The 13,290-nt window shown below is 70.4% G+C and carries 11 protein-coding genes; 2 read left to right on the plus strand and 9 right to left on the minus strand.

The features are described from left to right. From ACRX5S_RS06440 to ACRX5S_RS06465, 6 genes are all read right to left on the minus strand, one after another. Window positions 1–808: ABC transporter ATP-binding protein (locus ACRX5S_RS06440; protein WP_436771794.1), on the minus strand; the 808-nt coding region annotated here is incomplete at its 3' end. Between the two features lie 64 nt (window positions 809–872). Beyond that, window positions 873–3,665, minus strand: coding sequence for an ABC transporter permease subunit (locus ACRX5S_RS06445; RefSeq protein WP_436771795.1), 2,793 nt, complete (start codon window positions 3,663–3,665; stop codon window positions 873–875). A 124-nt stretch (window positions 3,666–3,789) separates the two neighbouring features. Then, entirely contained in the window at window positions 3,790–5,049 is a 1,260-nt protein-coding gene (locus ACRX5S_RS06450; protein WP_436771796.1) for an ABC transporter substrate-binding protein, read from the minus strand. 255 nt (window positions 5,050–5,304) lie between these two features. Continuing rightward, window positions 5,305–5,982: a TetR/AcrR family transcriptional regulator gene (locus ACRX5S_RS06455; RefSeq protein ID WP_436771797.1), complete on the minus strand. Its 678-nt coding sequence runs from the start codon at window positions 5,980–5,982 to the stop codon at window positions 5,305–5,307. A 383-nt stretch (window positions 5,983–6,365) separates the two neighbouring features. Further along, window positions 6,366–6,572: a developmental transcriptional regulator BldC gene (gene bldC, locus ACRX5S_RS06460; RefSeq protein WP_003980577.1), complete on the minus strand. Its 207-nt coding sequence runs from the start codon at window positions 6,570–6,572 to the stop codon at window positions 6,366–6,368. Between the two features lie 531 nt (window positions 6,573–7,103). Next, window positions 7,104–8,012, minus strand: a complete 909-nt coding sequence (locus tag ACRX5S_RS06465) for a hypothetical protein (protein ID WP_436771798.1) — start codon at window positions 8,010–8,012, stop codon at window positions 7,104–7,106. A gap of 189 nt (window positions 8,013–8,201) precedes the next feature. Between ACRX5S_RS06465 and ACRX5S_RS06470 the strand changes: the two genes are divergently transcribed. Next, entirely contained in the window at window positions 8,202–9,266 is a 1,065-nt protein-coding gene (locus tag ACRX5S_RS06470; RefSeq protein ID WP_436772225.1) for a Glu/Leu/Phe/Val family dehydrogenase, read from the plus strand. A gap of 239 nt (window positions 9,267–9,505) precedes the next feature. Beyond that, complete coding sequence (locus ACRX5S_RS06475; protein ID WP_436771799.1) at window positions 9,506–9,751, plus strand: DUF3073 domain-containing protein; 246 nt, start codon at window positions 9,506–9,508, stop codon at window positions 9,749–9,751. A gap of 149 nt (window positions 9,752–9,900) precedes the next feature. On the opposite strand, the gene purM is transcribed toward ACRX5S_RS06475, so the two are convergent. The 3 genes from purM to ACRX5S_RS06490 all read right to left on the minus strand — a co-directional run. Beyond that, window positions 9,901–10,971 carry a phosphoribosylformylglycinamidine cyclo-ligase gene (gene purM, locus ACRX5S_RS06480; protein ID WP_436771800.1) on the minus strand — a complete coding sequence of 357 codons (1,071 nt, stop codon included), beginning with the start codon at window positions 10,969–10,971 and terminating at the stop codon, window positions 9,901–9,903. 188 nt (window positions 10,972–11,159) lie between these two features. Continuing rightward, window positions 11,160–12,716, minus strand: a complete 1,557-nt coding sequence (gene purF, locus ACRX5S_RS06485) for an amidophosphoribosyltransferase (protein WP_436771801.1) — start codon at window positions 12,714–12,716, stop codon at window positions 11,160–11,162. 36 nt (window positions 12,717–12,752) lie between these two features. Continuing rightward, a partial coding sequence (locus ACRX5S_RS06490) for a sterol carrier family protein (protein WP_436771802.1) occupies window positions 12,753–13,290 on the minus strand: 538 nt, incomplete at its 5' end.

Genomic DNA, 13,290 nt, shown 5'->3' on the forward strand with positions numbered 1-13,290 from the left:
CGCCGAGATAGGCGTCGCGTACCGCCTGGTTCGCCCGCACCTCGGCCGGTGTGCCCTCGGCCAGCACCTCGCCGAGGTTGAGCACGACCACCCGGGAGGCCAGCGCCATGACGAACGCGACGTCGTGTTCGACCAGGAACACCGCACAGTGCTCGTGGTCGACAAGGCGGCGGACGACCTCGCCGAGCCATCCGCTCTCCGCGGACGACATCCCGGACGCCGGTTCGTCGAGCAGCAGCACCTTCGGGGTGTCCACCACCGCCCTGGCGAGCTCCACCATGCGGGCCTGGCCCACCGGCAGGGTTCCCGCATACGTGTCGCGCAGCTCGGTCAGACCGCACAGTTCCAGGATCTGTTCGGCCCGCGCCCGCCGTTCGCGCTCGCGACGGCGCCGCGCGGGCAGCGCCAGCAGGTCCGCGGCGATGCCGCCGCCCCCGCCGCGCCACTCCTCCGCGACCACCAGGTTGTCGAGCACGGTCAGGCGTCCGAAGAGCTGCTGCCGCTGGAACGTGCGCCGCATCCCGTGCCGGGCCCGCCACACCGGCCCACGCCCCGACACGTCGTGCCCGTCGAAGCGCACCACGCCGGTGTCCGGCCTCCGGATGCCGGACAGGACGTCGAACAGCGTGGTCTTCCCGGCCCCGTTCGGCCCGATGAGTCCGCAGACCTCGCCCGCGCGCACCTCCAGCGTCACCCCGACCAGGGCGTTGACGCCGCCGAACGCCACCCCGACGTCCTCGGCCCGCAGGACCGGCGGCGGCGCCACCTCCCCGGCCGACTCGGCGACGTCCACCGCGGTTCCGCTCATGCCGCCACCCCGCAACTCCCGGCGGCCGCGCGCGCGGCGTGCACCGCGTCGAAGGTCCGCTCGCTCACGCCCCCACCTCGTTCCCGGCGGTCTCCACACTCCGCACGTCGCCGTCCGTCAGGCCGAGGTACGCGGCCGTCAGGCGGTTCTCGTCCACCTCCGCGCGCGGGCCGGTCCACGACACTCGCCCGACGCTCATGAAGGCGACCGTGTCCGCGACCGTCAGGATCTCCGACGCCTTCTCCTCCACCAACAGCAACGCCACACCCAGGTCCCGGAGTTCGACGACGAAGCGGAAGATCTCCTCGACCACCAGCGGGGCGAGCCCGAGCGAGGGTTCGTCCGCGACCAGCACGCGCGGCGGGCGTACCAGCAGCGGGGCCACGGTGAGCTGCTGCTGCTCGCCGCCCGACAGCGAACCGGCGGCCACCTTGCGGCGTCCGGCGAGATTCGGGAACCGCTCGTAGACGCGGTCGCGTTCGTCCGCCGACCGGAGCCACATCGACAGGTTCTCGTCGATGGTCAGCGACGGGAAGATGCCGCGGCCCTCGGGCGCGAGCAGCACTCCTTCGCGCGACCTGCGCACCGCCGACAGGCGGGTGACGTCGCGCAGGACGCCGTCCCCGGAGCCGAGTTCGACCGTCCCCGAGGTAGGGGCCAGCAGCCCGGCCGCGACCGCGCAGGTCGTCGTCTTGCCCGCGCCGTTGGCGCCCAACAGCGCGAGGATCCGGCCGGCCCGGACGTCGAGGTCGACGCCGTGCAGCACCTCGACACCGCCGTATCCGGCACGGACGCCGCGTAGCCGCAACAGCACTTCCGCGGGCTCTTCGTGCTCCCCGGTCCTGCCCGCGGTCGGCGGTGCGGCGGCGCTCACCACCGGCGCGGCACCGTCCTCGACGGGCGGTTCGGCGACCTTGCCGACAACAGGCTTGGTACGCCCGGAAATCCGCCCGCGCAGCGCGTGCAGCCCCTCGGCCATCTGCACGACCCAGCCCTCGGGATTGCTCGCCAGCGCCAGCCCTGCGAGGCCGAAGAGGATCACCGGCACATGCGGCGAGTCGGTGACGTAGTCCTCCATGACGTGCGGGAACAGCGCGAAAGTCAGCCCCGCGACGACCGCGAACTGCGGTCGGCGGATACCCGCCGCGACCACGATGGCCAGCCAGATGAGGCCGTTCATCGCGGTGAACTCGGTCGCGGTGATGCGGGTGTTGAAGGAGGCCCAGAACACACCGCCGAACCCGGCGATGCCCGCGGAGATGGCGAACAGCGCGAGCTTCGTGCGCAGCACCGACACGCCGGAGGCCATCGCGGCCGGGGGCGCGGAGCGTACCGCCAGCATCGCGCGGCCCGACGCGGAGTTCTCCAGGTTGCGGATGAGCACGACCACCGCGGCCACGATGACCAGCAGGGCGAGCGCGAGCGCCCGGTCGTCGTTGAGGTCGACCGGGCCGACGACCGGGCGTGGGACCGCCCAGCCGACGTCGCCGTTGCGCAGCCAGCTCATCTGGAACAGCACCTGGTCGCCCAGGAACGCGAGCGCCAGCGTGGCCAGCGCCAGCATGCGCCCGGACAGCCGCAGCGCGGGCAGCGCGACGACCATGCCGAGCAGCGCGGCCACCGCCGTCCCCGCGAGGAGGGCGAGGAAGAAGGACACGCCGTGACTCATCAGCAGCCCGGCGGTCAGCGCGGACGCCGTCACGAAGGTCGCCTGCGCGAGACTGACCATGCCCCCGAGCCCGGTGACGACGGTGAACGACAGGAACACCAGTGACGCCGCGAGCCCTTGCGCGATCAGGCCGATCCAGAACGCGGTGGTCCAGGTGTAGAGGCTGACCGCCAGGAACGCCGCCGCGATCAGCCAGGGTGCCCAGCGCCGCAGCGGCGACATCCCGGCCAGGTAGTCGGGCGGCGGCTGGTCGACGGCGGCCGTCCCGGCGCTGCGCTTGCTGCGCGACATCACCAGCAGGCCGATGAAGAGCAGTACGAACGGGACGGCCGTGCGCAGACCGGTGATCTCGTCGGTCCATGACGGCGCGTACCCCGCGACGAGGTTCTGCACCACGCCGAGCAGCAGGCCGCCGCCGAACGCGATCGGCACCGACTTGAACCGGCCGAGCACGGCCGCCGCCGCGGACACGAACATGACCAACGTGTAGTCGACCGGGCTGAGCGCGAGCAGCGGCGCGGCCAACACCCCGACCGCGCCCGCGAGTCCGGCGGACAGCATCCACGCGATGCCGGACAGCCGGTCGGCACTCACGCCGCGCAGCTCGGTGAGCGTACGGCTGTCCACCGACGCGCGCAGCCGCAGCCCGAGCGGGGTGTGCCGCATGAGGACCCACAGCCCGACGGCGACGACCGCGGTGACGACCCAGGTGATGAGCTGGTTGGAGTCGATGCCGACCCCGTCCATCAACTCCCAGTGCGCGGGCGGGTTGGGCCCGACCCCGGGCAGCCCGTACTGGTTCTCGGACGGCGCGAGGTCGACGCCCGCGTCGGTCAGCAGCCGGACGATCCACTGGCCGAGCGCGGGCAGCGCGACCAGCAGACCGATCGTGGCGACGATCTGCGGTGTCTCGCCGAGCCGCGCCAGTTTGCGGAACATGATGCGGTCGAGCACCCAGCCGAGCCCCGGTGCGAAGACGAAGACGGTCACCAGGGCGGCGGGCACCGAGGGCCAGCCGAGACCCTGGTTGAGTTCGTAGAAGAACAGCGCGGACAGGAACGCGGTGGCCCCGTGGGCGAAGTTGAGCACTCCCGAGGCCGAGTACGCGAGGACGAGTCCGGACGCCAGCAGCGCGTAGATCGCGCCGGTGACCAGACCGCTGATGATGTAGCCGACGAGCTCACTCATGTGCCGTGGCGCTCCCTCGTACGACGTGCGGACGGCGCCGGATCACGTGCCGGGTCACTCCAAGCGGGTCACTCGAAGCAGGTCACCCGAACCGGGACGCTCAAAGCGGGTCACTCGAACCGGGTCACTCGAACGGGATCGAGGGGTAGCACTTGTACGGCGAAGTGATGCCGTACGTCTCGCCCTTGAGCTGCACCATCGCCCCGCACCCGAACGAGTCGTTGCGACCGAGCGGGAACTTGCGGTCGCCGACCAGCGCGTACTGGTCCTCGAAGTTGGCCGCGGCAGCCTGGAAGGTCTCCACGGTCAGGTTGTCACCGGCCTTCTTGGCGATCGCGAGGAACAGGTCCGCGGAGTTCCAGCCGACCATCATCGACTGGTTCCACTCGGTGACCTCGGAACCCTTCGCCTTGGCGATGTACTCCTTGAACTTGGCCATCTCCGGGGCCGTCGACTCGAACGGCATGTTCTGCACGAACACCTGGACGTCCTGCAACGCCTCCTTCGACGCGGCCTGCTTGAGCAGTGCCGGGTCGTAGTCGGTGGCGTCGGTCAGGATGCCCTTGAAACCGGCCCGCTTGAGCGCGGTGAACAGGCCGATGTTGGCCGGCGTCTGCATGACGGACACGACGACGTCGGGCGGGTTGCCGCCGTTGCTCGACATGAGCTCGCCGACCCACGGGCTCCAGTCCGTCGGGACCGTGGTGCCGGGGACCGTGGACTTGGCGTACGACACCGTGAACCCGCTGGGCGGGAACGCCTGTTGGTAGGTGCGCAGCCCGAACTTGCCGGCGTCCGTGTCCTGCGTGATCAGCGCGACGCTCTTGCCCTGCGCGCCGCCGAGGATGTCGGTGAGCAGCCCCGGCCACGACGTGTTGACGTTGTGGCCCGGTGTCGGCACGAGGCAGCCGTTGTAGCCCATGCCGTACTCCTGGCCGCAGAACGCGGGGAGCGTGCCCCAGCCGATGTACGGGGTCTTGTTGTCGCGCAGGAAGTCCGCGGACCCGCCGATGGTGGTGGTGTTGACCGGGACGATGGCGAACACCTTGTCCTGCTGCACGAGTTTGCGCACCGCGGTGATGGTGCGCGCGGACTCCTGGCCGTCGTCCTCGGAACCGATGTAGTCGATCTTGCGGCCGTTCACGCCGCCTTCGTCGTTGGCCATCATGAACCGGGCCTTGGCGCCCAGGTCGGTGTCGGCCTTGCTGTAACCCGACGAGGTGGTCTTGGAGACCACACCGCCGATCTTGATGGGGTCCTTGGACGCCGACGCGCCGGGGTCGTTCGGTTTGTCGTCGTCCTTCTTCGTGGTCGACGAATTGCACCCGGCGATCAGCAGGACCGGCACCAGCACCAGTCCTGCGGCGCGTAGGAGACGTGGCAAGGGTTCCTCCTCACGGACCGCCGGGACGGTGTCCCTGGCGGAGTTCGGTCGTTCACCTGACTGACGTGCCGTTCAGTGCGCGGTGGTGCCGTACGTGATTCGCGAGGACTTGCGACCGGTCGCAACAGGCCGGGCTACCCGACTTGTCGATCAAACGACTGGCTGAGATTGGTGATTGTGTGCCTGGTCTGACACATCGTCAAGAGCCGTTGCAGGACAGAGATGTCCGCGGCCGATGACTTCTCCCGCGGGTGCTCAGGCGGAGTGCGGCGGCGCCGAGAGCGCGCCCACCAGGAAGTCCACGAGCTGGTCGAACAGCACTTTTTCGTCGTCGGACGCGTGCCGCCGCAGCCACTCGCGCACGGCGCCCTGGCGCAGCACGCGGTTCATCAGGTCCTTGGCGATGCCGAAGCGGAACAGGATGACCCCGTGCGGCAGTTCCGGCAGCGCACGCTGGAGGACCGACAGGTACCGGGCGGTGAGCGGGTCGACCTCGTCGGTGATCAGGTGCATCGACGTGGGGTGCTCCCCCACCGCGACGAGGAAGCCCAGGTAGTGGTGGCCGCCGCCGCGGCGGTCGCGGCTCAGCTCGACGGTCGGCAGCAGCAACGCCACGACCACGTCGCGCAGCGCGGGCTGTTCGTCGGCCTCCAGCTCGGCGAGCAGTTGCTCGCGGCGGACACCGAGGGATTCGAGGCGGCGGTGCAGGATCGCGGCGATCAGGTCCTGCTTGGACCCGAAGTGGTAGTGCACGGCCGCACTGTTGGCCCCCGCGGTGCCGGTGATGTCGCGGACGGAGACGCCGTCGATGCCGTTCTTGGCGAACAGGCGTTCCGCGGTACGCAGCAGCTTGGCGCGAGTGGCCGCCCCCGAGCTGTTGCCGTTCCGGGGGCTCGCCTCGGCCGCCCCGGAAACCCGCGTACTACTGGACATGGCGACAACTGTAAGGCGTGCCGCCGAGGTCCGATCACCCCGTCTCGGCGGAGGTCCCGAGGGGTGGTCCAACGACTCGGACGGCCGCCGCGACTCGGGGTCCACGAGGAGTGTGACGCACGTCACGGTTTTGACTGGAAACGGTTTTCAAATGAGGCCGGAAACAGGCCATGCATTGTATGTGATATTTTACTGATCCTCGGATGGGACGCGCCGTGAACCGGCCGACTTCACCCCCGCGGAACCCGATTCCGCCCTCGTTTCAGACCCGGCCGGAAGCCCCGGCCCCGCCCCCCGACCGCAGCCTCCGGCCTCTTCCCGGCCCGACCGGCGCGCGCGACGCCCAAGACAAACGGCTGATGCAGGTGGCCCCTGCCCAGGCTTTAGGACTCGCTGCGCTGCTGCGGAATGCCCGCGAGCAGGGCACGAACCTCCGCCTCACGGTAGCGACGGTGGCCACCGAGGGTGCGGATCGACGTGAGCTTGCCGGCCTTGGCCCAGCGCGTGACCGTCTTAGGGTCGACGCGGAACATGGTGGCAACCTCGGCCGGCGTCAGCAGCGGCTCGGCATCAGGCGTACGAGCGGTCATGAGCGGCCTCCTCGGGAGAACCGAACCAAGCACGGTTCTTTCTTCAAATTCTGCACCTTGACCCCCGATGTCCGAAATGGTTCTCGGCGGCCAAGTCGGTTATAGGACGAACGGCTTGTCCTTCACAGTACAAGTACACCATCCGGCGGCCCTGGTTGGTCAAACCGCCGGAATTGGCATCGCAGCAGTCAACCGGCGCGATCCCGAAGGACCGTACATAGCGGACAGTCACCCGCCTGTGACGAAGAGTCACTTCCGGCCGATCGGCCCCCCGCGCCCACCCAGCCACACCAGCCTCGTGAGACCGGGCGGAATCCGGGTGCCCCTGGGGGAGCTGAGTGCTACTGCGTAATACTGCGTGGTACTGAGGGTGGTACTGGGTAATCCTGTGTAGTTACAGCATGACAAGGGGTGACGAGCACCCTTTGTCCGATTCATCATATACGAGCAATTCGCTGGCGTATGCGCCCTATGAGATGTTGATCTCAGAAATTCTTGCCCACTGGACAAACCGGGCGCCAAGCGTCCTGCTCAACTGGCATGTTCCAGCGCACGCACCGCCGACCACCGCTCGGTGATCCGCCGGTACGCCTCCGAGGCGCGCGCGCCGTCGCCCGCCGCGAGCGCCGTCAGGCCCTCCGCGACATGCTCCGCCGTGCGCTCCTCGGCGAGATCGCCGGACGGAATCAGCCGCACCAGTCCGCCGAAGTCGAGCTCGACCATGGCTCTCGGATGGAACTCTTCAAGCCAACGGCCCAGGTGTTCGAGCCCGGAGATCAGTGCGCCTTCCTCCAGGGTGTCGCGCAGAACACGCAGCGCGCGAGCAACCCGACGCCGAGCCTGCACCATCGGCGTCCGGTAGTACAGCTCCCATCCGTCCCCGGATTCGGCCGGACGCTCCGCGCTCGGGCCCTCCGGCGGCCCGCCCTCGGGGGCGACGAGCACCCGCTCGTCCTGCGCGAACAACACGAACCACCTCATCGGCACGTGCCAGGTGCTGCTGTGGATGTGCGGCTGGACGTCCGGATTGCGGGCCCGCCAGCGGTCGTGGTCCGCCTCCGCCTGCGCCAGCACGACGCGTGGCCAGAAGGCGTCGAGCACCACCGGCGGGAACTCCCGGCGCATTTCGGCCAGTGCGGTCCAGGAGCGCAGCCGCGTCTGGCGCGGGCAGATCACCGGGACGCCGTCGATCTCCGCGACGAACGCGTCCTCGCTCTCGTGCGGCGGCGCCGGCTCGGGAGGCGTGGCGAGGATGCCCTCCATCGCCATCCGCTGTTCCCGGGCGGTCAGTTCGGCCGTGGTGCCGGCCCCCCAGGCGCGCCGGGTGTGCACGTCGCGGACGTAATCGGCCCACCGCGAGCGGTCCGGCTCGGGGAAGGCCGCGAGCGGCTCGTAGACACGCAGGTATGCCGAGTAGGGCGCCACCACCGAAGTCCGCACGTACCGAATGTTCGCACGCGCCGGATCGCGCCGTCGTCCGGACCCGGATTCCCGCACAGGAGGTCGCGGCCGTCCTAGGGTTGGAGCAGACGCCCGCGATCACCCAACCGCGGGCCGGACTCGGGAGTCACCACAGTGACGACGACAAGCACGACGGGCACCACCGCACGGACCCACACCCCGGGACCCGTGTTCGGCAGGAGCTCCGGCCACGAGCAGGTGGTCTTCTGTCAGGACGAGGCGAGCGGGCTGAAGGCCGTCATCGCCATCTACTCGACAGCGCTCGGGCCCTCCCTGGGCGGCACGCGCTTCTACCCGTACGAGAGCGAGGACGAGGCCGTCGAGGACGTCCTCAACCTGTCCAAGGGCATGGCGTACAAGAACGCGCTCGCGGGCCTCGACCACGGCGGCGGCAAGGCCGTCATCATCGGCGACCCCAAGCGCGACAAGAGCGAGGCGCTGTTGCGCGCCTACGGGCGCTTCGTGCAGTCCCTCGGCGGGCGCTACGTGACCGCCTGCGATGTGGGCACGTACGTCGAGGACATGGACGTCGTCGCGCGCGAATGCGGCTACGTCACCGGCCGTTCGCCCGACTCGGGCGGCGCCGGCGACTCCTCGGTGCTCACCGCCTACGGCGTCTACCAGGGCATGCTGGCGAGCGCCGAACACCTCTGGGGCACCCCGGACCTGCGCGGCCGCCGCGTCGGCGTCGCGGGGGTCGGCAAGGTCGGCAGGCACCTCGTCGCCCACCTCCTCGACGACGGCGCCGAGGTGCTGGTCACGGACGTCGACCCGGCCGCACTCGAACGCGTGCGCGCGGCTCACCCGGCCGTCTCCGTCGCCGCCGACACCGACGCGCTCATCCGCGAGCCGATCGACATCTACGCCCCCTGCGCGCTCGGCGGCGCGCTCGACGACGACACGGTTGCCGTGCTGACGGCGAAGATCGTGTGCGGTGCCGCCAACAACCAGCTCGCCCACCCGGGCGTCGACAAGACACTCGCCGAGCGCGGCGTGCTGTACGCGCCCGACTACGTGGTCAATTCGGGCGGCGTCATCCAGGTGGCCGACGAGCTGCACGGATTCGACTTCGCGCGGGCGAAGCGCAAGGCTACGGGCATCCGCGCCACGGCGTCGCGGGTCTTCGCGCTCGCCGACGAGGAGGGCGTCCCGCCCGCCGTCGCGGCCGACCGACTCGCCGAACGGCGCATGGCCGATGTGGGTCGTCTGCGCGGGATCTACCTCGGAAGCTGAATCACAGGGTATCGTCAGCCTCGGCGAAGGACCCTCGATCAGGCCCCTGACCAGCCGGAACAGTGTTGCCGGGTCGGGGTCCGAGCCCACCTGTCACCCATGCGACGTACCGTCGCGCCGCGGAAGCAGGTACCGTTAATGCTCCACGGGCCGGTTCTTGAACCTGGATGAACCGACCCTGATCGTGAACGCGTGTCAAGACCCGGGGCCGTGAGCCCCGTCGTTGAGGGGGTCGAGCCATGGGGCGCGGCCGGGCCAAGGCCAAGCAGACAAAGGTCGCCCGCCAGCTGAAGTACAACAGCGGCGGAACAGATCTGAACCGTCTGGCCGAAGAGCTGGGCGTGTCGTCAGCCGATGAACCGCAGGTTCAGTCGGACGGTGACGACACGTATGAAGACGAGCTCGACGATCCCTACGCGGCGTATGCGGACTATTACGACGATGACGACGACGAGGACGACGACGGCCCCTCGGGCCGCCGCTGACCTTGTCGCGGACCTCGTCTGACGGTTCGCCTCCCGTGTCAGGGGTGTAGCAGCACCCGATCGGTCCGGGACCTGACCTTTGGTGGTCGGTCCCGGACCCTTTGTGCTGTCCGCGCGTGCGCAGTGCGCCGCGCCGCGGGCAGTCCGTGTCAGCGTCCGTGAGAACCCTCCAGGACCGCCTGGCCCGTACCGGCCTCGATGCGGCCGAGGAGCCACGCCGGTACGTCGCGCTCGGCCAGCACCGCGAGCGCCGCGTCCGCGGCGTCCGCCGGGACCACGGCCACCATGCCCACGCCCATGTTGAGGGTCTTCTCCAGCTCGGGCTGAGCGACCTTGCCGAGTTCGCCGACGAGCGTGAACACCGGGCCGGGCGTCCACGTCGAGCGGTCCAGGCGGGCGTCCAGGTGGCCGGGCAGCACGCGGGCCAGGTTGGCCGCCAGGCCGCCGCCGGTGACGTGCGAGAAGGCGTGCACCTCGGCGCGGCGCGCCAGGTCCAGGCAGTCGAGCGAGTAGATGCGGGTGGGCTCCAGGAGCTCTTCGCCGAGCGTACGGCCGAACTCGGGCACGTCCCGGTCCAGCGCCCACCCGGCGCCCGTGAGGAACACGTGGCGCACGAGCGAGTAGCCGTTGGAGTGCAGGCCCGACGAGGCCATCGCGATGACCGCGTCGCCCTCGCGTACGCGCTCGGCGCCGAGCAGTCGGTCCGCCTCGACGACGCCGGTGCCGGCGCCCGCCACGTCGTACTCGTCGGGGTCCAGCAGCCCCGGGTGCTCGGCGGTCTCGCCGCCCACCAGCGCGCACCCGGCCAGCACGCAGCCCTCGGCGATGCCCTTCACGATCGACGCGATGCGCTCCGGGACGACCTTGCCGGTCGCGATGTAGTCGGTCATGAACAGCGGCTCGGCACCGCACACCACGAGGTCGTCGACGACCATGCCGACCAGGTCCCGACCGATCGTGTCGTGCTTGTCCATGCGCTGCGCGATCGCGACCTTGGTGCCGACGCCGTCGGTCGAGGTGGCCAGGAGCGGGCGGGTGTACCGCGTGAAGGCGGAGACGTCGAAGAGCCCCGCGAAGCCTCCGATTCCGCCGAGCACCTCGGGGCGGGTGGCCTTGCCGACCCAGGTCTTCATCAGCTCGACGGCGCGGTCGCCGGCCTCGATGTCGACGCCGGCGGCGGCGTAGGTGGAGCCAGCGGTGGAGGGGGCGTTGTCGGTCACGACGGTACGGCCCTTTCGGGTCGAGATGGTTCGGGGTGGATCGGGGTTTCCGGAGGTCCGGGGTGCTGCGTGGTTCGGGTCCTCAGGGTGTCGGAGACGGTTCCGCGTCCGGGTCGGCTCGGGCGGCGACGCACGGTCGGACGCCCGGGGCCGACCGGGGGCGCGGCGGCGCGCCCCCGACGACGGCCTTACGGGCGGCGCAGGGCGTCTTCCGCGCCCGCTCCCCCGAGGAGGGACTGAACGCCGTCCACATCGCTGCGCACGGACTGCTCCAGGCCTTCCAGGAGGTGCTTGCCCAGGCGTTCCGGATCGGGCAGCTCGATCGGGTAGACCCCGTCGAAGCAGGCCCGGCACAGGTTGTCCTTGGGGATGGTGGTCGCCTCGACCATCGCGTCGATCGAGATGTACGCGAGCGAGTCCGCCCCGAGCGACTTGGCGATCTCGTCGACCGACAGGCCGTTCGCGATCAGCTCCGCGCGCGTGGCGAAGTCGATGCCGAAAAAGCACGGCCACTTCACCGGCGGGGACGAGATGCGCACGTGCACCTCGGCCGCCCCGGCCTCGCGCAACATGCGCACCAGCGCGCGCTGCGTGTTGCCGCGCACGATCGAGTCGTCCACGACGACCAGGCGCTTCCCGGCGATGACCTCGCGGAGCGGGTTGAGCTTGAGGCGGATGCCGAGCTGGCGGATGGTCTGGCTGGGCTGGATGAAGGTCCGGCCGACGTACGAGTTCTTGACCAGGCCCTGGCCGAAGGGGATGCCGGACGCCTCCGCGTACCCGATCGCCGCCGGGGTCCCGGACTCCGGGGTCGGCATGACCAGGTCGGCCTCGACCGGCGCCTCCTTCGCGAGGCGGCGGCCCATCTCGACGCGGGCCGCGTGCACGCCGCGCCCGGCGATGGCGGTGTCGGGGCGGGCGAGGTAGACGTATTCGAACACGCAGCCCTTGGGCTCCGCCTTGGCGAACCGCTGGGTCCGAAGGCCGTGCTCGTCGATGGCGACCAGCTCGCCCGGCTCGATCTCGCGGATGAACGACGCGCCCACGATGTCGAGCGCGGCGGTCTCGCTCGCCGCGACCCAGCCGCGCTCCAGGCGGCCGAGCACGAGCGGGCGGATGCCCTGCGGGTCGCGGGCCGCGTACAGCGTGCCCTCGTCCATGAAGACCAGCGAGAACGCGCCCTTGAGCTTGGGCAGGATCTGCATCGCGGTCTCCTCCAACGACAGGTCGGGGCGACCCGCGAGGAGGGAGGCGAGCAGATCGGTGTCGCTGGTGGCCTCGATGCGGCCCTGGTAGGGGTAGTTCAGCTCACCGCGGTCGGGGCCCTGCTCGGCGACCATGCGGGCCAGCTCACCGGTGTTGGTGAGGTTCCCGTTGTGGCCGAGGGCGATGCTGCCCGTCGCGGTGGCCCGGAAGGTGGGCTGGGCGTTCTCCCAGACCGAGGATCCGGTGGTGGAGTAGCGGGCGTGACCGACGGCCATATGGCCGCGCAACGATCCCAGGGTCGCCTCGTCGAAGACCTGGGACACCAGGCCCATGTCCTTGAAGACGAGGATCTGGGAGCCGTTGCTCACTGCGATACCGGCGGATTCCGTCCCGCGGTGTTGCAGTGCGTAGAGCCCGAAATAGGTAAGTTTCGCAACCTCTTCGCCGGGGGCCCAAACGCCGAAGACACCGCAGGCGTCCTGCGGGCCCTTCTCGCCGGGGAAGAGATCGTGGTTGAGTCGTCCGTCGCCACGTGGCACGCGACGAGTCTACGCGAGGCTTCCGGGGGTCGGCGGTCACCCCAACAGCGGCAGCCACCCGGACAGGTCAGCGCGTTCCCCGCTGGCCCGCACACTCCCCTGGTCGACGGCGTCCTCCCAGGTCACACGGCCTGTGGCGAGGCGGAGCCAGGTGCGCGGATCGCTCTCGACGACGTTCGGCGGAGTGCCCCGCGTGTGCTTGGGACCTGTGACGCATTGCACGACGGCGAAGGGCGGGACGCGCACCTCGACCGAGTGTCCGGGTGCCCGGACGGCCAGGACGTCGGCAAGGACCCTGGTCACCACCGCGAGCGCCTGCCGGTCGTGCGGGAAGGCGGTTCCGGTGGCCCGCTCCAGGTCGTCGGCGTGCACGACGGCCTCGACCAGGCGCGTGACGAGCATGTCCGGGACGCGCATCGGGCCGATGCGGGTGACGCTGACCCGGGTGTCGGGGGTCTCGGCGACGAGCCGGGACGCGTCGTCGAGGTGGTCGCGCGGGGTCCTTCCGGCCTCGGCCATCTCCTGCGCCATGTCGGAGATCGCCGCGGCGGCCGCGGCGGTGCCGCCGGCCCAC

The sequence above is a fragment of the Yinghuangia sp. YIM S09857 genome, assembly GCF_051388915.1.
Taxonomy (GTDB): Bacteria; Actinomycetota; Actinomycetes; order Streptomycetales; family Streptomycetaceae; genus Yinghuangia.